Source organism: Variovorax sp. PDC80, from assembly GCF_900115375.1.
Taxonomy (GTDB): domain Bacteria; phylum Pseudomonadota; class Gammaproteobacteria; order Burkholderiales; family Burkholderiaceae_C; genus Variovorax.
In genome coordinates, this window is record NZ_FOWG01000009.1 from 1 (window position 1) to 21301 (window position 21301).

Sequence of the window (21301 nt, forward strand, 5' to 3'; positions counted from 1 at the left end):
TCTCGCGTCGTCGTCCCCACTCGTCACCTCCTGCGTTGCAGCATTGCGTATGGGACGAGGATAACGTGTGAGTGTTTATTTCAAATACACCCTCTGACAAGATGTGAACGAACCTGCTGCGCGCCCCGATCTCGCACCTCCGGTCCTCACCGTACGGAGTACGGCTCCGGTCCTCAGCGCGACCTCGGCGCGCTCGCTACGGTTTCTTCACACCTTGTGAGCACCGTCCCGGCCGCGCGATGCGGCCTCAATCGAACTGCGAGCGATCCCCCGCCACCAGCGCCCGGTTGCGCCGCCGATCGAGCGCGATCTCGCGCGCGAAATCCTCGCTGCTGCCGCCGGCCGGCAGGTTGTAGGCCTCGCGCAGCCGAAGCCGCAGCGTCTCACCGCGCAGCAGGTGCTGGATCTCGGCATTGAGCCGCTGCACCACGGGCTGCGGCGTGTGCGCCGGCGCGAACAGGCCGAACAGCGAATCGCGGTTGGCGCGTTCGTAGCCGAGTTCGGCGAGCGTCGGCACATCGGGCAGGGCCTCGATGCGGCGCGGCGCGCCGACCGCGAGGGCCTGGAAGCGGCCGCTCTCGATGTACTGCAGCTGCTGCGCCGCGACGTTGGTCGACAGCACCTCGAACTGGCCGCTCAGCGCGTCGTTGAGCTGCGGGCCGCCGCCCTGGTAGGGGATGTGGGTGATGTCGGTGCGGCTCTGCACGCGCACCTGCGCGAGCACCAGGTGGCCGATGGTGGCCACGCCCGAGCTGGCCCAGCGCACCGCGCCGGGCTGGGCGCGCGCCTGCGCGATCAGGTCGCCGAAGCCGCGGCCGGTGAAGGCCTGGGTGCCGACCACCAGCACCGGCGTGCGCATCAGGCTGGCCACCGGCACGAAGGCGCGCAGCGGGTCGTAGGCCACGCGCGCGAGCAGCGGATGCAAGGTGAGCGGGCTGATGGCCGAGAAGGCCAGCGTGTGGCCGTCGGGCACGGCGCGCGCGAGCGCATCCATGCCCACGCTGCCGCCGGCGCCGGGCCGGTTCTCGATCAGCACCGGCACGCCGAGCGACTGCGCCAGCGGCTCGGCCAGCACGCGCGCCATGCCGTCGCTGACGCCGCCCGGCGGGTAGACCACGATCAGCCGCACCGGTCGGCTGGGCCAGGCCGGCGCGGTGCTGGCGCGCGACACGCCGAGCATGGCGAGGCCGACGAAGGACGCGCCCGCGCCCAGCAGCACGCGGCGATGCAGCGCCCGCGTCATGGCCGGCCCTTCGCGTCGCCGGCCGCGAGGCCGCGCAGCAGCGCGGCGAAACGGCGCGCGGGCAGGTTGTCCTCGTCGGCGCGCGACACCAGCGTGAGCGGCGCGTCGAGCGCGCCGCCATCGGCCAGCGGCGCATAGGCGATCGCGTGCGCATGCACGCCGGTCATCGAGGCCGGCACCACCGACAGCCCGACGCCCGCGGCCACGAGGTTGAGGTTGGTCATCATGCGTTCGACCTCGGCCACCACGCGCGGCCGCAGGCCCTTGGCATGGCACAGCGCGAGCAGTTCGGCATAGAGGCCGGGCGCGCCGGGGCGCCGCACCAGGATCAGGTCCTCCTCGCAGAGCTTCGCCAGCGGCAGCGGGCGGGAAGCCGTGCGCTGGCGGCGCGCGGTGGCGAAGCGGTGGTCGCTGGGCATCGCCACCAGCACCGGCTCGCGCAGCAAAGTCTCGAACGCCAGGCCGGCGGGCCGGTCGACCGGCACGCGCAGCAGGCCGCAATGCACGCGGCCCGCGGCCAGCGCCTCGGTGATCTCGGCGGCGTTGTTCTCGCTGAGTTGCAGCTCGACGTCGGGGTACTCGCGCCGGAACGCGCGCAGCGCCTCGGGCACGAAGCGGTGCGCGGCGGCCGAACTGGTGAAGCCCACGGCCAGGCTGCCGGCCTGGCCGCTGGCCACGCGCGCCATGCGCTGCCGCATCGCGTCCATGTCCTGCAGCATGCGCAGCGCCTCGGCCTGGAACTGGCGGCCGGCGTCGGTCAGCGTCACGCCGCGCGGATGGCGCTTGAACAGCAGCACGCCGAGTTCGCGTTCCAGCGCCTTGATGGTCAGGCTCAGCGGCGGCTGCTGGATGCCCAGGCGCTCGGCGGCGCGCGTCATGTGGCCGGTCTCGGCGACGGCCACGAAGTAGCGCAGCGGTCTTATCTCCATACTTTTTTCATATTGAAAGTGCCTTGTTATTTTATTTGACCCTAGGTCAGGCTGCTTCTATCGTCCGGCCGCCTATTCAATGAGCGGCCCCACGAGGCCGTGTTCCGGAGACAAAGACCATGCGCCCACCGCGCCCCTTGCCGACATCCGTGCCGACCCGACTCGGCCTTCCCTCCATGCTGCGCGCCGGTGCCACCGCACTGGGCCTCTCGCTGATCCTGGCCGCCTGCGGTGGGGGTGGCGGAGGCGGCGGCGGCCTGCCGTTCCTGCCCATCGTGCCACCGGGCAACGGTGGCGACACGCCCGTCGACCCGCCGCCGGCCCAGACCGCGAAGGCCTGCGCCGAGCTCGCCGGCATGACCCTGGCCGCCGCGCAGATCAGCCTGCCCACGCAGGGCGCCACCGTGACCAGCGCCACCGCGGTGGCCGCGGGCGATGCCGGCAACAACTACGGCGACTACTGCCGCGTGCGCGGCACCATCCAGCCGGTGGACCCGAACTCGCAGCTGATCAACTTCGCGCTGAACCTGCCCGAGAAGTGGAACCAGAAGACCATCCATTTCGGCGGCGGCGGCTTCGACGGCGTGCTGATCGACGGCACCGAGGTGATCCGCTTCGGCCCGCGCGAAAAGCCCGCGCCGCTCGCGCTCGGCTATGCCACCTACGGCGACGACTCGGGCCACCAGGCCAGCAGCATCACCGACGGCCGCTTCGCCGCCAACGACGAGCAGCTCGCCAACTACGGCGGCCAGTCGCTCAAGAAGACGCGCGACGTGGCGCAGGCGCTGGTGCTCGCGCGCTACGGCAGCAAGCCGAAGAAGGCCTACTTCCTCGGCACCTCGACCGGCGGGCGCGATGCGCTGAGCTACATCCAGCGCTGGCCGCTCGACTACGACGGCGTGATCGCCAACGAGCCCGCGCTCAACTACACGGGCACGCGGCTGTCGAACGTGGCCGTGGGCCGCGCGCTCTACAACAACGGCGGCGCGGGCTGGATGAACGTGGCCAAGACGCTGCTGGTGCAGCGGACCGTGCTGCAGGCCTGCGACAAGCTCGACGGCGCGGCCGACGGCATCGTGAGCAACGTCGAGAGCTGCCGCCAGCTCAACACGCAGATCCTCGCCTCGTTGCGCTGCACCGGCGGCACCGACACCGGCGACGGCTGCCTGTCCGACGCGCAGCTCGATACCGTGCGCACCATCGAGTCGCCGCTCGAGTTCACGAGCTACGCGCTGGGCAACGGCGTGAAGCGCGCGGGCGGCTACAACCTGCTCGAAGGCGCGCTGGTGGCGGGCCCGTACACCACGCGCGACCTCGGCACGCGCAAGGTGCCGGCCAACCCGGCGACCTCGGCCGACGCCAACATGTACGTCACCGGCGACCAGTGGGTGAAGTACTTCGTGACGCGCATCGAGGGCTTCGACACGCTGACCTTCGATCCGCTGAACCCCGGCGCCTACGCGGCGCGCGTGACCGAGGTGTCGAACCTCACCGACGCCACCAACCCGGACCTCGCGCCCTTCTTCGCGCACGGCGGCAAGCTGATCATGCTGCACGGTCTGGCCGATGAAGTGATCAGCCCGAACTCGACCATCGACTACTACAAGCAGCTGATCGCCACCGTGGGCCAGGCCTCGGTCGATCAGAACGTGCGCTTCTACACCGTGCCCGGCATGGGCCACGGCACCGGCGTGTTCATCCCCAACTGGGATTCGCTCGCGGCGCTCGAGGGCTGGGTCGAGGGCGGCCTCGCGCCCGCCACCGGCGTGGCGGTCGATGCGGTGGCCGGCACCTACGGCCGCACCCGCCCGCTGTGCCAGTTCCCGGCCTGGCCCAAGTACCGCGGCAGCGGCAGCCTCGACGCGGCCGTCAACTACAGCTGCGTGACCGAGGTCGGCGATCCGCTGGCCTGCCCGAACCTGCCCGCGGCCGTCGCCACCTACAAGGGCGGCGACAGCTTCGGCGAAGAGCTGCGCGTGCAGATCGACCCGGCCACCATGGCCTACACCGTGACCGTCGATGCCAGCCTGCAGCGCACCGCCGGCACCACGCGCAGCGGCACGCTGGTGTCGCAGGGCCAGTGCAGCTACACCAGCGGCGAGAGCGGCGCGGTGTTCGCGTTCGCGCCGGGCGGCGTGCTGCTGGGCGGCGTGAACGCGCCGAGCGGCGGCGGCTTCGCACCGCTGCTCGCGTTCCAGAACACCTTCGAGAACTCGGCCTCGCCCGCGGTGTTCAACCCGGTCGCGAACATCTTCAACACGGTCGGCGTGCAGCAGGGCAGCGGCAGCGCCGTGCCCTATGCCGGCGCGGTGCGGCTGCGCAACGCGGGCACCTTCCAGTACTGCCGCAGCGCGGCGGGCAATGCCGGCAGCTTCATGGTCTACGACGCCAACTGCACCGAGACCGAGAAGGGCTACATCAGCTGGAACGGCACGCGCAATGCCTTCGACCTGCGCACCACCGCGCCGACCGGCGGCGCCACCACCACCGGCGGCATGCTCACCGGCTCGATGGTGATCGGCCTGGTGAACGGCGCCGCGGTGCCGATGCACCTGGTGCGCGAATCGGCCACCAGCTTCGGTCTGCGCCTGCACGCGACGCAGCTGAGCCTGACCGCGGGCGCGGCCGACGGCAGCTACGTGATGGCCAGCGTGAAGGGCGAGAACGCCGCGGCCACCGTGACCGGCACCGGCTTCAACCTCGCGGGCACGACCGCGACGCTGAGCTACGACAAGCCGGTGCCGGGCGTGGTGGAATCCAGCCTCGGTGCGCCGGACCACTTCCTCTTCAACAGCGGCGTGCTCGGCTTCGTGTCCGGCGCGGGCACGAGCGCGGCGCTGCAACTCGGAGTACGCCATTGACGATGCATCTCGAGCGGCGGGCGCGTCCCGCCTTCGCGGCGGCGCTGGCCGCGGCCGCCGCCTTGTTCGCCACGCTGCCGGCGCAGGCCGCGCGCGTCGAAGGACCGCGCGCCGCCACCTGCCCGGCCCCAGTCCCCGAGGGCGCCCGCTGCTACACCGGCGCCGACGGCACGGGCGCGCTCTACTGGATCGCGATCCCCAAGGACTGGAACCGCGGCGTGCTCGTGATGCACGCGCACGGCGGTCCTGAAACCGGGCCCCCCAAGCTCGAGCGCAGCGAGGAGGACCTCAAGCGCTGGGCCGTCACCGTGAAGGCCGGCTATGCCTGGGCCGGCTCCACCTACCGGCGCGGCGGCTATGGCGTGACGATGGCGGCGGAGGACACCGAGCGCCTGCGCCAGCTCTTCGTGCGCCATTTCGGCGAGCCGCGCCGCACCCTGCTGCACGGCCAGAGCTATGGCGCGGGCGTGGCGGCGAAGGCGGCCGAGCTCTATGCGCCGGCCGGCGGTGCCAAGGGCCCCTACGACGGCCTGCTGCTGACCAGCGGCGTGCTCGGCGGCGGCAACAGCGCCTACGACTTCCGGCTCGACCTGCGCGTGGTCTACCAGTACGTCTGCCGCAACCATCCGAAGCCCGACGAACCGCAGTACCCGCTGTGGCAGGGCCTGCCGCTCGATGCGAAGCTCACGCGCAAGGAACTGGCCGACCGCGTGCGCGACTGCACCGGCGTGGGCCTGCCCGCGGCGCAGCGCACGCCCGAGCAGGCCGCGCGGCTCAAGACCATTCTCACGGCCGTGAAGATCCCCGAGCGCTCGCTGGTCGGCCACCTGAACTGGGCCACCTGGCTGTTCCAGGACCTGACGCAGCTGCGGCTGCAGGGCCGCAATCCCTTCGGCAATGTCGGCGTGAGCTACGCCGCGGCGCCGGCCGAGGCGGCCGCGCTCAATGCCGGCGTGCTGCGCTACGCGGCCGATCCGCAGGCCAAGGGCGCGCTCGCGGCCGACAGCCAGCCCACGGGCCGCACCGCGCTGCCCACCGTGGGGCTGCATGCCATCGACGACCCGACCGCCTTCGTCGAACTCGAGAACGCCTACCGCCGCATCCGCGACGCGGCCGGCACCGGCGACCTGCTGGTGCAGAGCTTCAGCGACGAGCGCGAGCACAGCTACCTCAGCGATTCGGAATACCCGGCGCTGTTCGCCGCGCTGCTCGACTGGATCGACAAGGGCGAGAAGCCCACGCCCGCGGGCCTCGCGCAGCGCTGCGCCGCGCTGATGCCGCGCTACGACACCGACGGCAAGAACGGCTGCCATATCCAGCCGGCCTGGCAGTCGCCGCCGCTCGAGCAGCGCGTGCCGGCGCGCGCGCCCTGACCCTCCTTTCGCATTCGACCTTTTCAATACCCGGAGACTCCATGACCCAGCGTTCCGCTTTCGCCTTCGCCCTCGCCACGGTGGCCGCCGCCTGCGCCTTCACCGTGCAGGCGCAGGACTTCCCGGCGGGCAAGCCCGTCACCATCGTCGTGCCCTTCGCGGCCGGCGGCCCCACCGACCGCGTCGCGCGCGACCTCGCCGAGGCGCTGCGCAAGCCGCTCGGCGGTGCCAGCGTGATCATCGACAACGTGCCCGGCGCCGGCAGCTCGATCGGGGCGGCCAAGGTGGCGCGCGCGGCACCCGACGGCTACACGCTGCTGCTCAACCACATCGCCATGGCCACCGTGCCGACGCTGGTGCGCAACGTGCCGTTCAAGGTCGAGACCGATTTCGAATACCTGGGCATCGTCAACGACGTGCCGATGACCCTGATCGCCAAGCCCAGCCTGCCGGCCAACAACTACGCCGAGCTGTCCTCGTGGGTGACGGCCAACAAGGGCAAGATCAACATCGGCAATGCCGGCGTGGGTTCGGCCTCGCACCTGTGCGGCCTGCTCTACCAGAGCGCCACCAAGACCGAGATGACGCCCGTGCCCTACAAGGGCACCGCGCCGGCCATCACCGACCTGATCGGCGGCCAGATCGACCTGCTGTGCGACCAGACCACCAACACCTCGCCGCAGATCGAGGCGAAGAAGGTCAAGGCCTATGCCGTGACCTCGCCCAAGCGCCTGACCACGCCGCTGCTGAAGGACCTGCCCACCCTGCAGGAAGCCGGCCTGAAGGACTTCCAGGTCACGATCTGGCACGGCCTGTATGCGCCCAAGGGAACGCCGGCACCGATCCAGAAGAAGCTCAACGAAGCCCTGAAGGCCGCGTTGAAGGACGCCGACTTCATCAAGCGCGAGGAAGCGCTGGGCGCCGTGGTCGCGACCGACGGGCGCATCGAACCCGAGGGCCACAAGAAGTTCGTGGCGGCCGAGATCGCGAAGTGGAGCCCGATCATCAAGGCCGCCGGGGTGTACGCGGACTGAGCGCCGCGGGGTGCAGTCGGGGCGTCAGAGGTGCTGCGAGATCAGCACCGCGGCGCCCGCGAGCGAGATCGCGCCGCCGACGAGTTTTCTGAGGTTCCTGAGCGTCATGGTGGTTCTCCTGGCTGAGGCTCCATGGTGCCGCGCATTGCTTCGGCACGGGTTTGGAAATCCTCATGCCGGGGATAGCCGGGACCCTCAGGACCCGCGCCGCAGCCGCCGGTAGACGCGGCTGCCGAGCCAGCCGCCCACGAGGATCGACACGCACTGCACGCCGAGCGCGACCATGTAGAGCGTGCCCAGGTCGCCGTCATTGCGTGCGTGATGGAGTTCGTACCACTGGCCCACAGGCCCGATGAGCTTGTAGAACAAGAAGCCGACGATGAGCGCGCCGGCCACGATGGCTGCGAAGTGCTTGAGGCGGTTCATGGCACGTACCAGAACCAGATGGCCGAGGCCTTGCGGTAGTCGGTCATCAGGCCTTCTCACGAAATGCCGCCGGATCGCGCAAGCAGGTCAATGGTCGTGGTGCAGATAGCTGGCCTGCCGCGGCAGCCGCAGGCTCACGAGGAAGGCGATCACCATCATCGCGCTCACGTACCAGAAGAAGGCCGACTCGTGGCCCAGTGACTTCAGGCCCAGCGCCACGTACTCGGCCGAGCCGCCGAAGATCGCGTTGGCCACCGCGTAGGCCAGGCCCACGCCGAGCGCGCGCACCTCGGGCGGGAACATCTCGGCCTTCACGATGCCGCTGATCGAGGTGTAGAAGCTCACGATGGCCAGCGCCACGATGATCAGCACGAAGGCCAGCACCGGGCTGGTGGTGTGCTGCAGCGCGGTGAGGATCGGCACGGTGGCGATCGCGCCCAGGCCGCCGAACAGCAGCATGTTGTTGCGCCGGCCGATGCGGTCCGACAGCGCGCCGAACAGCGGCTGCATGCACATGTAGGCGAACAGCGCGCCGGTCATCACGTAGCTCGCGGTCTTGATCGGCAGGTGCACCGTGTTCACCAGGTACTTCTGCATGTAGGTGGTGAAGGTGTAGAAGATCAGCGAGCCGCCGGCCGTGTAGCCCAGCACGGTGAGGAAGGCCGGCGTGTGGTGCCTGAACAGGCCGCCGATGCTGCCGGCCTCCTTGTTCTTCTTCGCTTCGTCGCTCTGCGTCTCGTGCAGCGTGCGGCGCAGCAGCAGCGCGACCACCGCGGCGATGGCGCCGATCACGAACGGGATGCGCCAGCCCCAGGCCTTGAGCTCGGCCTCGCTCAGCAGCTGCTCGAGCACCACGATCACCAGCACCGCGAGCAGCTGGCCGCCGATCAGCGTGACGTACTGGAACGAGGAGAAGAAGCCGCGCTGGCCGCGCAGCGCGACCTCGCTCATGTAGGTGGCGGTGGTGCCGTATTCGCCGCCCACCGACAGGCCCTGGAACAGCCGGCACATCAACAGCAGGAACGGTGCCCAGGCACCGATGGCCGCGTAGGTCGGCAGGCAGGCGATGACCAGCGAGCCGCCGCACATCATCGTGACCGAGATCAGCATCGAGGTCTTGCGCCCGAGCCGGTCGGCGATGCGGCCGAACAGCCAGCCGCCGATCGGCCGCATCAGGAAGCCGGCCGCGAACACGCCCGCGGTGTTGAGCAGCTGCGCGGTGGGATCGGACTTGGGGAAGAAGGCCGGCGCGAAATAGAGCGCCGAGAACGCGTAGACGTAGAAGTCGAACCACTCGACCAGGTTGCCCGAGGAGGCCGCCATGATCGCGAACACGCGGTGGCGTTTTTCTTCCGCGGTGTAGTGGGGTGGGGATGCGGAAGCCGCCGGGCTTCCCGGGCTCGCGTGGAGGGGCGTGGTCGCGCTCATGGTGCCTGTGGGCCACCGAACGGGCCGGCGGCCGTGTTGTTGTTGCCGGACCATTCTGCGCCGCACGATGACCGGGTCGTGTCAGCCGGTGCCGCATCGGCCTATCGCCGATGGGGCCTTGCGCGCGGCCCGCGCCCCCGGCACGGACCCGTGGCAGCCCGCTAGAACGTGCCCGGCAGCAGGATGCCCGAATCCACCGTGTTGATGTCGGTATGGCCGCAGAAGGCCATGGTCACGTCGAGTTCCTTGTGGATGATCTGCAGCGCGCGCGTCACGCCGGCCTGGCCGTAGGCGCCCAGGCCGTAGAGGAAGCTGCGGCCGATCATCGTGCCGCGGGCGCCGAGGGCGCGCGCCTTGAGCACGTCCTGGCCGCTGCGGATGCCGCCGTCCATCCAGACCTCGATGTCGCGGCCCACGGCATCGGCGATGGCCGGCAGCGCGCTGATCGAGGAGGGCGCGCCGTCGAGCTGGCGCCCGCCGTGGTTCGACACGATCAGCGCGTCGGCGCCGCTGTTCGCGGCCAGCCGCGCGTCTTCCGCGTCGAGGATGCCCTTGAGGATCAGCTTGCCGCCCCAGCGTTTCTTGATCCACTCGATGTCGCCCCAGTTCAGCGCCGGGTCGAACTGCTCGGCGGTCCACGAGGACAGCGAGGACAGGTCCTTCACGCCCATGGCGTGGCCCGCGATGTTGCGGAAGGTGCGGCGCTTGGTGCCCAGCATGCCGAGGCACCAGTGCGGCTTGGTCGCGAGGTTCAGCAGGTTCTTGATCGTGGGCTTGGGCGGCGTGGTCAGGCCGTTCTTGATGTCCTTGTGGCGCTGGCCGAGGATCTGCAGGTCGAGCGTGAGCTGCAGCGCCGACACGTTGGCCGCGCGCGCGCGGTCGATCAGGCGTTCGATGAAGTCGCGGTCCTTCATCACGTAGAGCTGGAACCAGAACGGATGGCGGCCGGTGTTCTCGGCGATGTCCTCGAGCGAGCAGATGCTCATGGTCGAGAGCGTGAACGGGATGCCGAAGGCCTTGGCCGCGAGCGCGCCCAGGATCTCGCCGTCGGCGTGCTGCATGCCCGTGAGGCCCGTGGGCGCGATCGCCACCGGCATCGCCACGTCCTGCCCGATCATGGTGGTGCGGGTGGAGCGGCCCTCCATGTTGACCGCCACGCGCTGGCGCAGCTTGATCTTCTGGAAGTCGCTCTCGTTGGCGCGGTAGGTGCCCTCGGTCCACGCGCCGGAGTCGGCGTAGTCGTAGAACATCTTCGGCACGCGCCGCTTGGCGACCACCCGCAGGTCTTCGATGCAGGTGATCTTGGAAAGGTCGGGCACGGGGAGTCTCCTGTGGAACGGGTTGTTGTCGTGGGCGGGCCTGGGGGCCGGGCCGCCGCCATTATTGGGCAGCAGCCTCTCCCGCAGCGCAACGCGCGGCGCCGTGAGTGTGGCCGCGGCGGGCCCCGGCGGGGCTGAAAAACGCTGCGCGGCGATCTGAAAAAAATTCAGGCGGCCGCTTCCCGCCTCGTCAGCCCTCGAGCGACTGCCGGGCCCAGGCCACGAAGGCCGCGCATTCGGGGCGCTCGAGCGCACCCGGCCGCCAGCACAGGAAGTAGTGGTTGGGCGAGGGCACGCTGACCGGCGACAGCCGCACCAGCCGGCCGCCGTCGATCCAGGCGCGGCCCAGGTGCAGCCGCATCAGCGCCACGCCCAGGCCCTCGGCGGCCGCCTCGAGCAGCAGGCCCAGGTCGGTGAACTGGGCGCCGCTGGCGGGCTCGGGCAGGCCGATGCCGTGGGCCGCGAACCAGAGGCGCCAGTTCTCGAGCGGGGTGCGCAGCAGCTGGGCGCGTTCCACCTCGGCCCGGGTGGCGAAACCCTCGAACGGGCCGTGGCGCTTCAGGTAGGCCGGGCTGCACACGGGCGTGAGCGCATCGGCCGGGAACTGCAGGAACTCGCGCTGGCGGAACGGCCCGGCGCCGAAACGCAACTCGATGTCGGCCTCGTCGAGCGCGTTCTCGCGCATCGGCGCCGTCACCTGCATCACCAGCTCGACCTCGGGATGGGCCTCGCAGAAACGCGCGAGTTGCGGCATCAGGATCTGGCGCGAGAAGGTGGGCGTGACGGCCACGCGCAGCCGGCGCGTGTGGGGCGCGGCCTCGCGGCCCGGCACCTGCTCGAGCGCGAAGATGGCCTCGCGCACCCGCGCCAGGTAGACGATGCCGTCGGCGCTGAGGCTGAAGTCGCTGCCCGCGAAGAAGCGCAGGCCGAGTTGCGACTCGAGCTGGCGGATGCGGTGGCTCACGGCGCTGGGCGTCACGCTGAGCTCCTCGGCCGCCAGGTTCACGCTGCGCAGGCGCGCGACGGCCTCGAAGGCGAGCAGGCCCTGGGTGGACGGGAGGCGCGTGGAAGCCATGAAGGTGTGGAGGGCAGTGCGTAGAAGGAGGTTGTACCCGAGGGCGCGGGGCGGCCCACGGTTGTCCGCAGGTGGTGCGCCGCGGGGCCCGCGGGCGTACGATGGTATCGAAGCGCCGCGGGCCCGACCGCCCCGGCGCTTCGTTTCGCCGCGCCGCAATGCAGTGCAGAGGGGACAGGTGGAAAGGAACAGGGGGTCTGAGCGATCGCAGTGTGTTGCAGCGCATCCGTCACATCGAATACAACAGTACGGAGACAGACACATGGTTTGGCAACAGGTTTACAACCCGTTCGGGAACATGGTGGTATCGACGGCGCTCGCCGCGATACCGGTGGTGGTGATGCTGGTGTGCCTCGGCCTCCTGCACGTCAAGGCCCACTTCGCGGCCGGGCTCGGCCTCCTCAGCGCGCTGGCGATCGCGGTCTTCGCCTTCGGCATGCCGGCCGACATGGCGGGCAAGGCCGCCTTCCTCGGCGGCATCACCGGGCTGCTGCCGATCGGCTGGATCGTGCTCAACATCATCTTCCTGCAGCAGCTCACGCAGCAGAACGGCAGCTTCCAGGTGCTGCAGGATTCCATCGCCGGCATCACCGAGGACCGGCGGCTGCAGCTGCTTTTGATCGCCTTCGCCTTCGGCGCCTTCTTCGAGGGTGCGGCCGGCTTCGGCACGCCGGTGGCGGTCACGGCCGCCATCCTGATCGGGCTGGGCTTCTCGCCGCTCGCGGCCTCGGGTCTCTCGCTGATCGCCAACACGGCGCCGGTGGCCTTCGGCGCGCTCGGCACGCCGGTGCTCACGCTGGCCAAGGTGCACGGCTACGACCTGATGGCCGTCACCGCGATGATCGGCCGTCAGCTGCCCTTCTTCTCGGTGCTGGTGCCGTTCTGGCTGATCTGGGCCTTCGCGGGCCGCAAGGGCATGTGGGAGGTCTGGCCGGCGATCCTGGTCACCGGCGTCTCGTTCGCGATCCCGCAGTACCTGGTGTCGAACTTCATCGGCCCCGAGCTGGTGGACATCATCGCGGCCATCGTCTCGATGGTCTGCCTGGTGCTGTTCCTGCGCGTGTGGAAGCCCGCCAAGGCGTGGACCTCGGTCTCGCTCAAGGGCCACGAGGCCGACGGCGGCGAGGCCAAGCCGGTGGGTGCGCCCGCGAAGCACTCCACGGCCGCGGTGGTGCGCGCCTGGACCCCGTGGCTGATCCTCACGGTGTTCGTGTTCATCTGGGGCCTGCCCTCGGTCAAGACCTGGCTCAACGGCATCTTCGCGCCCAACTTCCCGATCGATGGGCTGCACAACATGATCGAGAAGGTGGCGCCGGTGGTGCCCAAGCCGACCAAGGAAGGCGCGGTCTACCAGCTGCTGCTGCTCTCGGCCACCGGCACCGGCATCCTGGTGTCGGCGCTCGTGGGCGGCTTGGTCATGAAGTACAACCCGGTCCAGCTCGTGGCCGCCTATGGCCGCACGCTGTGGCTGGTGAAGTTCTCGCTGCTCACCATCGTGCTGATGCTCGCGCTGGGCACGCTCACGCGCTACTCGGGGCTCGACACCACGCTGGGCCTGGCCTTCGCCAACACCGGCGTGTTCTATCCCTTCTTCGGCACCCTGATGGGCTGGCTGGGCGTGGCGCTCACGGGGTCCGACACGGCCTCGAACGTGCTGTTCGGCGGCATGCAGAAGGTGGCGGCCGACCAGCTCGGGCTGAGCCCGAACCTGATGGGCGCGGCCAACAGCTCGGGCGGCGTGATGGGCAAGATGATCGATGCGCAGTCGATCGTGGTGGCCTCGACCGCCACGCGCTGGTTCAACCACGAGGGCGAGATCCTGCGCTACGTGTTCTTCCACTCGATCGCGCTGGCCTGCCTGGTCGGCATCCTCGTGACCCTGCAGGCCTACGTGTGGCCGTTCACCGCGATGGTGGTGAAGTAGGCGCCGCGGCGTCGGCCAGCGCGCGCAGCAGCCGGCGCAGGTCCTCGACCGCCTCGCGCACCAGCTCGGCGCCGCCCATCTGCGCCTTGACGATCGCGCCGTCGATGCCGATGGCGGCGGCCTGCGCGAGCGCCATGCGCTGCGGCAGCGTGGTGGGCAGCAGATCGGCGATCACCTCGACCATCTCGCGCTTGTGATCGCGCGCGCGCTCGGCCGCGCCCTCGACGCTGCCGCCCACCTCGGCCACGGCGTTGATGAAGGCACAGCCGCGGAACACCGGGTCGGTGAACCATTCGGCCATCACGTCGGCCAGCAGCAGCAGGGCCTGCGCGTCGCCGCTGCGCTCGTGCGCGCCGCGCCGCCCCAGCGCATCGACGAACCAGGCCATCCAGCGCGCATGCCGGTGGTCGAGGAAGGCGCGCACCAGGTCGTCCTTCGAGGGGAAGTGGCGGTAGAAGGTGACCTTGGTCACGGCCGAGGCCGCGATCACGCGGTCGATGCCGGTGGCGCGGATGCCGTCGGCATAGAAGAGGTCGTGCGCCGTGAGCAGGATGCGCTCGCGCGCGGGCAGGGCGGAAAGGTCCAGGTCCATGGCGCGATTGTAGGCACTCTCGCCGTCATGTAGACAGGTCTGTCTACATGTGGCACATTGCGGCCGGGCTACACCGCCTTTTCCCTCTTCCAACGTTCCCCTCTTCACCGAAAGACCGCCATGGAATCCGAATCCCGCCCGCCGCTGCCCCCGTTCACGCTCGAGACCGCGCTCAAGAAGGTCCAGGCCGCCGAAGATGCCTGGAACACGCGCGACCCGGTGCGCGTGAGCCTGGCCTACACGCCCGACACCGAATGGCGCAACCGGGCCGACTTCGTCAACGGCCGCGAGCAGGTGGTGCAGTTCCTGCAGCGCAAGTGGGTGCGCGAGCTCGACTACCGCCTGAAGAAGACGCTCTGGGCCTTCATGGACAACCGCATCGCGGTGCGCTTCGAATACGAATGGCACGACGACTCGGGCCACTGGTTCCGCAGCCACGGCAACGAGAACTGGGAGTTCGCGCCCAACGGCCTGATGCAGCGGCGCTACGCGAGCATCAACGACCAGCCCATCGCGGAGTCGGAGCGCAAGTTCCGCTGGGAACGCGCCTGATCGCGCCGGGCCGGGCGGCACGCCTGTTGCTTGCCCGTGTCCGGCACTCAAGGAGCACCTGAACATGAACCGCAACGACGTCACCGAGAAGATCATCGCCACCAAGGTGGCCAAGGGCCTGCAGTGGGCCGATGTCGCGAAGAAGCTCGGCCTCTCGAAGGAATGGACCACCGCCGCCTGCCTCGGCCAGATGACGCTCGACGAGAAGCAGGCCAAGATCGTCGGGCGCATCTTCGGCCTCAGCGCCGAGGAGCAGAAGTGGCTGCAGGTGGTGCCGTACAAGGGCTCGCTGCCCTCGGCGGTGCCGACCGATCCGCTGATCTACCGCTGGTACGAGATCGTCAGCGTCTACGGCACCACCATCAAGGAGCTGATCCACGAGGAGTTCGGCGACGGCATCATGAGCGCCATCGACTTCAGCATGGACATCCAGCGCCAGCCCGATCCCAAGGGCGACCGCGTGAACGTGGTGCTCTCCGGCAAGTTCCTGCCCTACAAGACCTATTGAATCAGAAGGCGTAGTCGGCCGGCTCCTCGGGCGCGCTGTCCGAGCGGCCGCCCGGCGAGCGCAGCAGCGCGGGCACGGGGTGCGCCGCGTAGTAGCCGCCCTCGATCGCGCCGACGATCGAACGCGCCACCGCATCGGCCGGTGCCAGCAGGCGCCGCCGCGTCGACATGCGCTCGCCGGCCAGGCCCGCGGCGATGCGCTCGAGGCGCGGGTCGCCCGGCGGTGCCAGCTCGGGATGGAGCACGCTCACGCGCACGCGGCCCGCATGCTCCTGGCGCAAGCCCTCGGAGATCGCGTCCACCGCGTACTGCGTGCCGTGGTAGACGGCCGACTCCGCCGTCACGCCCGTGACGGACACCGGTGCCAGGTTCACGATGTGGCCCCAGCCCTGCTCCTGCATCGTCGGCAGCACGGCCGCGATGCCGAGCAGCACGCCGCGCAGGTTGACGTCGATCATGAGCTCCCACTCCTCGATCTTGCGCATCCACAGCGGCGAGCGCGGCATCACGCCCGCGGCGTTGACCAGCGCGTCGATGCGGTCGTGGCGCTCGAGCGCGAGTTCGGCGAAGGCCTCCATCTCGGGGCGCAGCGTGACGTCGAGCCGCTGGAAGCTCGCCGAGCCGCCGATGGCCCGGATCTCGGCCGCGAGCGCCGCGAGCCGGTCGGTGCGGCGCGCACCGAGCACCACGTGGGCACCGCGCCGCGCGAGCAGCCGCGCGGTCGCTTCGCCGATGCCACTGCTCGCGCCGGTGATGAGAACGACTTTGTCCTGGATTGCGGTCATGGAAAACTCCTCGTGCTGAAGGGGATGCACAGGCGCCATGGGGGCTCCCGGCATGGTGAGAAGTTTCGCGCCCGGCGCGCTCCAGGCGGTATCCGGATCGAACGCGGTTCTTGCCTTTTTCTCCGAAACAAGGGGGCCGGCGCCGACAGCGCCGAGGCGCGCGCGAACTTTCTTCTCGCAGAGCCCATCTTCGGTGCATGGCCGTTCCGGGGCTGGCCGTTTCCGGCCCTGTGTCCGCCGGTTCTTGCCCGATCCTTCGCCGCGGCGGTGGCCCCGGCGGGCCGCAGGGCATCGCGCGGGGGCGCGGGCGCTGACTATAAGATGCCCGCATTCCGAACCGCCCGTACCCGACCCGCACCGCATCTCCCATGGTCAAGAACAACCTCCAGGAGCGCAAGCAGCGCGAACTCGAGCAGCGCCGCAAGGACATCCTGAAGGTGGTGCGCAAGCTGATCATCCGCGACGGCGCGCGCGAGGTGACGATGCGCAAGGTGGCCGAGGAATCGGGCTTCTCGAACACGGTGGTCTACACGCTGTTCGGCGACAAGGCCAGCATGATCACCAACGCGATCGACGAGGACATCATCCGCATGCACAAGCTGGTGCAGGCGGCGATCGCGAGCGGCGAGGGCGCCTTGGCGCGCGTGCGGCTGGCCTGCCGGGCCTACGTGGAGAACGGCCTGCGCCATCCCGACCAGTATTTCCTGGTGTTCATGGAGCGCCGGCCCGCGGCGCCGGTCGAGACCTCGACGCTGGTGTTCGGCGATCCCGAGCGCGACCCCTATGCACTGGTGCGCGGCCTCGCGGCGGAACTGGTGCGCGAGGGCTTCGTGGCGGCCGACGACACCCAGCTGCACGTGATCACGCAGCTGCTGTGGGAAGGCATCCACGGCATGACCTCGCTGCGCGTGTCGGGCGGCGACGATCCCTGGATCGAGCGCATCGACGCGATGGCGCACCTCGAGCTGCTGGTCGACGTGCTGCTGCTGGGCATCGTGCACCGCTTCGCGGGGCCGAAGGCGAAGGCGGCGCTGGCGCAGCTCGCGCCCGCCGCCAAGGGCTGATCAGCGCGCCAGCAGCTTGAGCATCCGCTCGAAGGTCTTGCCGTAGGGCGGCTTGAACAGGCCGAGCCCGTTGAGGCCCGACTGGTGGAACACCGGCTTCATCTTCGAGAAGGTCTGGAAGCCGAACTCGCCGTGGTAGGCGCCCATGCCGCTCGCGCCGACGCCGCCGAACGGCAGGTCGTCCTGCGCGATGTGCAACAGCGTGTCGTTGACGGTCACGCCGCCGGCCACGGTCTGGGCCAGCACGCGGTCGATGTCGGCGCGCTGCTTCTCGAACAGGTAGAGCGCGAGCGGCCGCGGCCGGGCGTTGACGTAGCCGATGGCCTCCTCGAGCGTGTCGTAGGGCACGAGCGGCAGCACGGGGCCGAAGATCTCCTCCTGCATCACGCGCATGCCGTCGCCCACGCCCGTGAGCAGCACCGGCGGCAGCCGCCGGGACGCGGCATCGGCCGGCGCATCGCCGAGCCGCTCCACCGCCGCACCTTGGGCCTGGGCTTCCGTCACCAGCGCCTCGAGCCGCGCGAAATGGCGCGGGCTCACGATGCTGGTGTAGTCGGCGTTGCGCCCCAGGTCGGGGTAGAGCGCGGCGAACACGCGCCGCGCGGCCTCGACGAAGCGCGCCTGCTGCTCGCGCGGGACCAGCACGTAGTCGGGCGCGATGCAGGTCTGGCCGGCATTGAGCGTCTTGCCCACGAGGATGCGTTCCACCGCCTTGTCGAAGGCGGCGCCGCGGCCCACGATGGCCGGCGACTTGCCGCCGAGCTCGAGCGTGACCGGCGTCAGGTGCTCGCTCGCGGCGCGCATCACGTGGCGGCCGACCTCGGTCGAGCCGGTGAACAGCAGGTGGTCGAAGGGCAGGCGCGCGAATTCGCGCGCCACCTCGGCATCGCCGTTGACCACCGTGATCTCGTCGGCCGTGAAGGCCGCGCCCACCAGCCGCGCGAACAGCTCGGCGAAGCGCGGCGTGTACTCCGACTGCTTGAGCATCGCGCGGTTGCCCGCGGCCAGCGCCGCCGTGAGCGGCCCGGCCGCGAGGTACAGCGGGTAGTTCCAGGGCACGACGATGCCGACCACGCCGAGCGGCTGCGGCATCAGCCGCGAGGACGCGGGCTTGAACCACAGCCCGGTGCTGCGGCGGCGCACGCGCATCCAACGCTTGCCGTGGCGCAGCGCATGGTCGATGCCCTCGAGCGTGGGGAAGACCTCGGCCAGCTCGGTCTCCTGGCGCGGCCGGTTCGAGAAGTCGGCGCTGATCGCGGCCGCGATCGCGGCGCGGTGCTCGCGCACCAGCGCGCGCAGCCGGCGCAGGCGGTCGGCGCGCACGCTCCAGGGCGGGGCCTGGTCGCGCAGGCTGGCGGCGCGCTGGGCGTCGAAGAGGGGGCGCAGCTCTGGGGTCATGGAGGCCTCGGCGTGTCGGGGGATGGTCGGCGGCAAGTATGCCGGCCGGGCGTCAGCCGGTCTGGTGATAGACCGGCCAGGCGTCCTGGATCTTGCCGCCGCGCACGGTGATCAGGTCGCCGAACTGCAGCAGCACGCCCTCGGCGATCGCGGGCCGCAGGAAGACCTGGTCGTCGACCCGCAGGCCCACCGAGGGCGAGGCGTTGACGTTCTCCTGGTTCGCGCTGTGGCCCAGGATGCCGTTGAACTGCAGGCCGCGCGGCGAGGCGTAGTCGGCCAGCCACCAGCCGCCGTAGATGTAGAAGGTCTGGCGCTGGTTCACGTCCCACCACGAGAAGATCCTCGACTTCGCGTCGAGCGCGGGAATCTGCACCGGCCCCGTGGCCTTGAGCACCGGCGTGGCGATGAAGGCCGCGGGCTCGTGCTCGGCCAGGGTCTCGATGTCGTAGTGCGTGGGCTTGAGCAGCGCGGTGCCGACGCTGATCTCGGTGCTGAGCTTCTCGGCGCCGTGCAGCGTGTAGCTCGGGCTGCCGCCGGCGTTGAGCGTGAGCCGCTCGTTCCACAGCGCGGGCCGGTGCGTGCGCGCGAAGTCGGCGAAGCCCTGGTAGATCGCCATCGCGCGCGCCAGCAGCTCCTCGGGCGTGCCGAGCACCTTGGGCACGCCGAAGCCCACGTGCGCGTCGTAGCCCATGAAGCCCGCGAACTCCAGCGCCGCCGGGTTGGCGTCGATCATCTCGAGCATGCGCGCGAGCGTCGCGTTGTCGGCCACGCCGCCGCGGTGCAGGCCGACGTCGATCTCGATGTTGATGCGCAGCCGCGTGCCCAGGCCACCGGCCAGCGCGAGGTACTGCTGCAGCCGCTCGGGCGTGTCGACCAGCCATTGCAATTGGCGCGCGGCATCGAACGGGCCCTTGAGCTGGCGGTAGAACAGCGCCGCCGACTGCACCGGCAGCGGCTTGCCCAGCAGCAGGTCGAAGTCGGGGAACACGGCCGCGTCGAGGTTGAGGAAGGGCTGGTGGAAGGACATCAGCCGGCGGCTGCCCGAGCGCCTGGCCACGTAGGCGATCAGCGACTGGCAGGGCAGCGACTTCTCGACGATGCGGTAGTGCTTGCCCGCGCGCTGCAGGCCGCCGGCCACGCGCTCGATGTTGGCGTCGAGCCGGTCGAGGTCGATCACCATGCAGGGCCGCATCGGCCCGTTGCGGCGCAGCTCGTCGTTGAGCGCGCGGAAGTAGGGTTCGTGCGGCGCGCCCGCGTCGCCGGGGCGCAGCGCGAAGGCGGCGGCCGCACCCAGCCCGACGGTGCCGAGCGTGCCCAGCAACAGCTTTCTTCTCCGGCGTCCACTCATGATGCGATCCCGAACAGTTGCCGCAGGTAGGGGTTGAGCAGGCGGCCCTGCGGATCGAGCCGCGCGCGCAGCGCGAGAAAGTCGTTCCAGCGCGGATAGAGCGCGGCGAGCTCCACCGGGCCGCGGTCGTGCAGTTTGCCCCAGTGCGGCCGGCCCTGGTACTTGCGGAAGATCGGGCCGATCTGCGAGAGCAGGTAGTCGTGCGGTTCGCCCACTGCCGCATGGACGGCGATCGAGCAGCTGTCGCGGCCATGGAAGGGGCTGAGCCAGGCATCGTCGGCCGGCACGAAGCGGAACTCGAGCGGAAAGAACACGTCGTTGCGCCGCTCGAGCGCCGCGATCACCTCGCGCAGGCAGGCGATGCCCTGGGCCTGCGGCACGTGGTACTCGGTCTCGTTGAAGCGCGTGGGCCGCTGGGTCGAGAGCAGCCGCCACGAGCGGTTCTTCGCCTCCTCGGTCTGGTCGCCATCGATCAGCGCCGCGGCGACGCGGCGGCGCAGCGCCGGGAACCAGCCGAGCCAGTCGCGCAACCGGCGCAGGTCGCGCAGCATGTCCTCGTCGGCCGAGGGCGGCTGCACGGTGTCGCTGCCTTCGTAGAGGTCGTTCGCGATGCCCGCGGCATAGCCCGTGAAGGGCAGCACGTAGAACTCGAAATTGCGATGCCGCCGCGCGAGCGCCGATGCCTCGTCGAGCATGGCCGCGAGCGGGCGCAGGAACACGCGGCGGTGCAGGTTGAAGGCCGGCACGGTGCGCACCGTGGCCTCGCTGATCACGCCGAGGCAACCGAGCGAGACGCGCGCCGCCGCGAACAGCTCGGGCTCGCGCGTGGCGCTGCATTCGATCGCTTCCGCGTTGGCGGTCACGAGGCGCAGCGCGGTCACTTCGGCATGCATCGCGGGCAGCGCGAGGCCGGTGCCGTGGGTGCCGGTGCTGATCGCGCCCGCGAAGGACTGCACGTCGATGTCGGGCAGGTTGCGCAGCGCGAGGCCGCGCGCATCGAGCTCCTGCGACAGCACGGCGAGGCGCATGCCGGCCTGCAGGGTGGCGGTCTGCGCGGCGGCATCGGTGCCGACGAAGGCCGACATGGCGTCGAGCGAGAGCAGCGTGGCGTCGGTGGGCACCAGCGCGGTGAACGAATGGCCCGCGCCGACGCAGCGCAGGCCGGAGCCGCCCGAAGCGCGCAGCACGGCGCGCAACTCGGCTTCGTCGGCCGGCGTGGCGAGCAGGCGCGGCTGGCAGTGTTGCAGGCCGGACCAGTTGCGCCAGGGCAGCGGGGCGGTGGCCGCGGCGGGCGTGGCGGGTGAAGCAGGCATGGGCGCGGACGCATCGGCCGCGCGCGCGCCGAGTCCGCTGGCGAGCAGCGCGCCGGCACCGGCCTGCAGCAAGGTGCGGCGGCGCGGTCCGCGCGCGTCGATGGAGGAGTGGCGGGGAGGCATCGCGTCG

The 21301-nt window shown here is 70.4% G+C and carries 18 protein-coding genes; 7 read left to right on the forward strand and 11 right to left on the reverse strand.

Going from position 1 to position 21301, the window contains the following annotated elements; genetic code table 11:
• Window positions 1-247: 247 nt before the first annotated feature.
• Entirely contained in the window at window positions 248-1243 is a 996-nt protein-coding gene (locus tag BM109_RS24380) for a Bug family tripartite tricarboxylate transporter substrate binding protein (protein WP_093348429.1), read from the reverse strand.
• Window positions 1240-2172 (reverse strand): LysR substrate-binding domain-containing protein, encoded by a 933-nt coding sequence (locus BM109_RS24385; RefSeq protein ID WP_093348431.1) that lies wholly within the window; start codon window positions 2170-2172, stop codon window positions 1240-1242. Before BM109_RS24385 ends, BM109_RS24380 begins: the two co-directional genes overlap by 4 nt.
• A 176-nt stretch (window positions 2173-2348) precedes the next feature.
• On the opposite strand from BM109_RS24385, the gene BM109_RS24390 reads away from it, so the two are divergent.
• From BM109_RS24390 to BM109_RS24400, 3 genes are read left to right on the forward strand one after another with little or no spacing between them, the layout of a single operon-like run.
• Window positions 2349-5033 carry a tannase/feruloyl esterase family alpha/beta hydrolase gene (locus tag BM109_RS24390; protein WP_093348433.1) on the forward strand — a complete coding sequence of 895 codons (2685 nt, stop codon included), beginning with the start codon at window positions 2349-2351 and terminating at the stop codon, window positions 5031-5033.
• A 2-nt stretch (window positions 5034-5035) separates the two neighbouring features.
• Window positions 5036-6406 (forward strand): alpha/beta hydrolase family protein, encoded by a 1371-nt coding sequence (locus BM109_RS24395; RefSeq protein WP_093348436.1) that lies wholly within the window; start codon window positions 5036-5038, stop codon window positions 6404-6406.
• A 41-nt stretch (window positions 6407-6447) separates the two neighbouring features.
• A complete protein-coding gene (locus tag BM109_RS24400) occupies window positions 6448-7440 on the forward strand; it encodes a tripartite tricarboxylate transporter substrate-binding protein (protein WP_093348438.1) in 993 nt (330 codons plus the stop codon).
• Window positions 7441-7635: 195 nt separating this feature from the next.
• On the opposite strand, the gene BM109_RS24405 is transcribed toward BM109_RS24400, so the two are convergent.
• The 4 genes from BM109_RS24405 to BM109_RS24420 form a co-directional block, all read right to left on the reverse strand.
• Entirely contained in the window at window positions 7636-7866 is a 231-nt protein-coding gene (locus BM109_RS24405; RefSeq protein WP_093348441.1) for a hypothetical protein, read from the reverse strand.
• Window positions 7867-7953: 87 nt separating this feature from the next.
• The gene (locus tag BM109_RS24410; RefSeq protein ID WP_093348443.1) at window positions 7954-9294 is read right to left on the reverse strand and encodes an MFS family transporter; all 1341 of its coding nucleotides are present in this window, start codon (window positions 9292-9294) and stop codon (window positions 7954-7956) included.
• A gap of 161 nt (window positions 9295-9455) precedes the next feature.
• The gene (locus BM109_RS24415) at window positions 9456-10613 is read right to left on the reverse strand and encodes an alpha-hydroxy acid oxidase (RefSeq protein ID WP_093348446.1); all 1158 of its coding nucleotides are present in this window, start codon (window positions 10611-10613) and stop codon (window positions 9456-9458) included.
• A gap of 190 nt (window positions 10614-10803) precedes the next feature.
• Entirely contained in the window at window positions 10804-11688 is an 885-nt protein-coding gene (locus tag BM109_RS24420) for a LysR substrate-binding domain-containing protein (RefSeq protein ID WP_093348448.1), read from the reverse strand.
• Window positions 11689-11950: 262 nt separating this feature from the next.
• On the opposite strand from BM109_RS24420, the gene BM109_RS24425 reads away from it, so the two are divergent.
• Complete coding sequence (locus tag BM109_RS24425) at window positions 11951-13612, forward strand: L-lactate permease (protein WP_093348451.1); 1662 nt, start codon at window positions 11951-11953, stop codon at window positions 13610-13612.
• On the opposite strand, the gene BM109_RS24430 is transcribed toward BM109_RS24425, so the two are convergent.
• Window positions 13590-14198: a TetR/AcrR family transcriptional regulator gene (locus tag BM109_RS24430; protein ID WP_093349248.1), complete on the reverse strand. Its 609-nt coding sequence runs from the start codon at window positions 14196-14198 to the stop codon at window positions 13590-13592. The two genes, BM109_RS24425 and BM109_RS24430, sit on opposite strands and share 23 nt — an antisense overlap.
• Window positions 14199-14324: 126 nt before the next feature.
• Here BM109_RS24430 and BM109_RS24435 point away from each other — a divergent pair, with 126 nt between their 5' ends.
• Together BM109_RS24435 and cynS are read left to right on the forward strand one after the other, a co-directional pair.
• Window positions 14325-14756, forward strand: a complete 432-nt coding sequence (locus BM109_RS24435) for a nuclear transport factor 2 family protein (RefSeq protein ID WP_057595284.1) — start codon at window positions 14325-14327, stop codon at window positions 14754-14756.
• Between the two features lie 64 nt (window positions 14757-14820).
• The gene (cynS, locus tag BM109_RS24440; protein ID WP_093348453.1) at window positions 14821-15264 is read left to right on the forward strand and encodes a cyanase; all 444 of its coding nucleotides are present in this window, start codon (window positions 14821-14823) and stop codon (window positions 15262-15264) included.
• 1 nt (window position 15265) lies between these two features.
• Here cynS and BM109_RS24445 read toward each other — a convergent pair whose 3' ends face one another.
• Window positions 15266-16048 carry an SDR family oxidoreductase gene (locus tag BM109_RS24445; protein WP_093348456.1) on the reverse strand — a complete coding sequence of 261 codons (783 nt, stop codon included), beginning with the start codon at window positions 16046-16048 and terminating at the stop codon, window positions 15266-15268.
• A gap of 368 nt (window positions 16049-16416) precedes the next feature.
• On the opposite strand from BM109_RS24445, the gene BM109_RS24450 reads away from it, so the two are divergent.
• Window positions 16417-17112 carry a TetR/AcrR family transcriptional regulator gene (locus BM109_RS24450; RefSeq protein ID WP_093348459.1) on the forward strand — a complete coding sequence of 232 codons (696 nt, stop codon included), beginning with the start codon at window positions 16417-16419 and terminating at the stop codon, window positions 17110-17112.
• Here BM109_RS24450 and BM109_RS24455 read toward each other — a convergent pair whose 3' ends face one another.
• Genes BM109_RS24455 through BM109_RS24465 form a run of 3 tightly spaced genes read right to left on the reverse strand, consistent with a single transcriptional unit; the run spans window position 17113 to window position 21294 of the window.
• Window positions 17113-18510, reverse strand: a complete 1398-nt coding sequence (locus BM109_RS24455; RefSeq protein WP_093348463.1) for a coniferyl aldehyde dehydrogenase — start codon at window positions 18508-18510, stop codon at window positions 17113-17115.
• A 52-nt stretch (window positions 18511-18562) separates the two neighbouring features.
• On the reverse strand, window positions 18563-19858 hold the full coding sequence (locus BM109_RS24460) for a DSD1 family PLP-dependent enzyme (RefSeq protein ID WP_093348465.1): 1296 nt from the start codon (window positions 19856-19858) through the stop codon (window positions 18563-18565).
• Window positions 19855-21294, reverse strand: a complete 1440-nt coding sequence (locus tag BM109_RS24465; protein WP_093348468.1) for a D-arabinono-1,4-lactone oxidase — start codon at window positions 21292-21294, stop codon at window positions 19855-19857. The genes BM109_RS24460 and BM109_RS24465 overlap by 4 nt, the downstream gene beginning before the upstream one ends.
• Between the last annotated feature and the right edge of the window lie 7 nt (window positions 21295-21301).

Excerpts from the sequence above, each read along its gene's own strand:
- BM109_RS24380 (WP_093348429.1), bottom strand. The coding sequence starts at position 1,243 with ATGACGCGGGCGCTGCATCGCCGCGTGCTGCTGGGCGCGGGCGCGTCC.
- BM109_RS24385 (WP_093348431.1), bottom strand. The coding sequence starts at position 2,172 with ATGGAGATAAGACCGCTGCGCTACTTCGTGGCCGTCGCCGAGACCGGC.
- BM109_RS24390 (WP_093348433.1), top strand. The coding sequence starts at position 2,349 with ATGCTGCGCGCCGGTGCCACCGCACTGGGCCTCTCGCTGATCCTGGCC.
- BM109_RS24395 (WP_093348436.1), top strand. The coding sequence starts at position 5,036 with ATGCATCTCGAGCGGCGGGCGCGTCCCGCCTTCGCGGCGGCGCTGGCC.
- BM109_RS24400 (WP_093348438.1), top strand. The coding sequence starts at position 6,448 with ATGACCCAGCGTTCCGCTTTCGCCTTCGCCCTCGCCACGGTGGCCGCC.
- BM109_RS24405 (WP_093348441.1), bottom strand. The coding sequence starts at position 7,866 with ATGAACCGCCTCAAGCACTTCGCAGCCATCGTGGCCGGCGCGCTCATC.
- BM109_RS24410 (WP_093348443.1), bottom strand. The coding sequence starts at position 9,294 with ATGAGCGCGACCACGCCCCTCCACGCGAGCCCGGGAAGCCCGGCGGCT.
- BM109_RS24420 (WP_093348448.1), bottom strand. The coding sequence starts at position 11,688 with ATGGCTTCCACGCGCCTCCCGTCCACCCAGGGCCTGCTCGCCTTCGAG.
- BM109_RS24425 (WP_093348451.1), top strand. The coding sequence starts at position 11,951 with ATGGTTTGGCAACAGGTTTACAACCCGTTCGGGAACATGGTGGTATCG.
- BM109_RS24435 (WP_057595284.1), top strand. The coding sequence starts at position 14,325 with ATGGAATCCGAATCCCGCCCGCCGCTGCCCCCGTTCACGCTCGAGACC.
- cynS (WP_093348453.1), top strand. The coding sequence starts at position 14,821 with ATGAACCGCAACGACGTCACCGAGAAGATCATCGCCACCAAGGTGGCC.
- BM109_RS24445 (WP_093348456.1), bottom strand. The coding sequence starts at position 16,048 with ATGACCGCAATCCAGGACAAAGTCGTTCTCATCACCGGCGCGAGCAGT.
- BM109_RS24450 (WP_093348459.1), top strand. The coding sequence starts at position 16,417 with ATGGTCAAGAACAACCTCCAGGAGCGCAAGCAGCGCGAACTCGAGCAG.
- BM109_RS24455 (WP_093348463.1), bottom strand. The coding sequence starts at position 18,510 with ATGACCCCAGAGCTGCGCCCCCTCTTCGACGCCCAGCGCGCCGCCAGC.
- BM109_RS24460 (WP_093348465.1), bottom strand. The coding sequence starts at position 19,858 with ATGAGTGGACGCCGGAGAAGAAAGCTGTTGCTGGGCACGCTCGGCACC.
- BM109_RS24465 (WP_093348468.1), bottom strand. The coding sequence starts at position 21,294 with ATGCCTCCCCGCCACTCCTCCATCGACGCGCGCGGACCGCGCCGCCGC.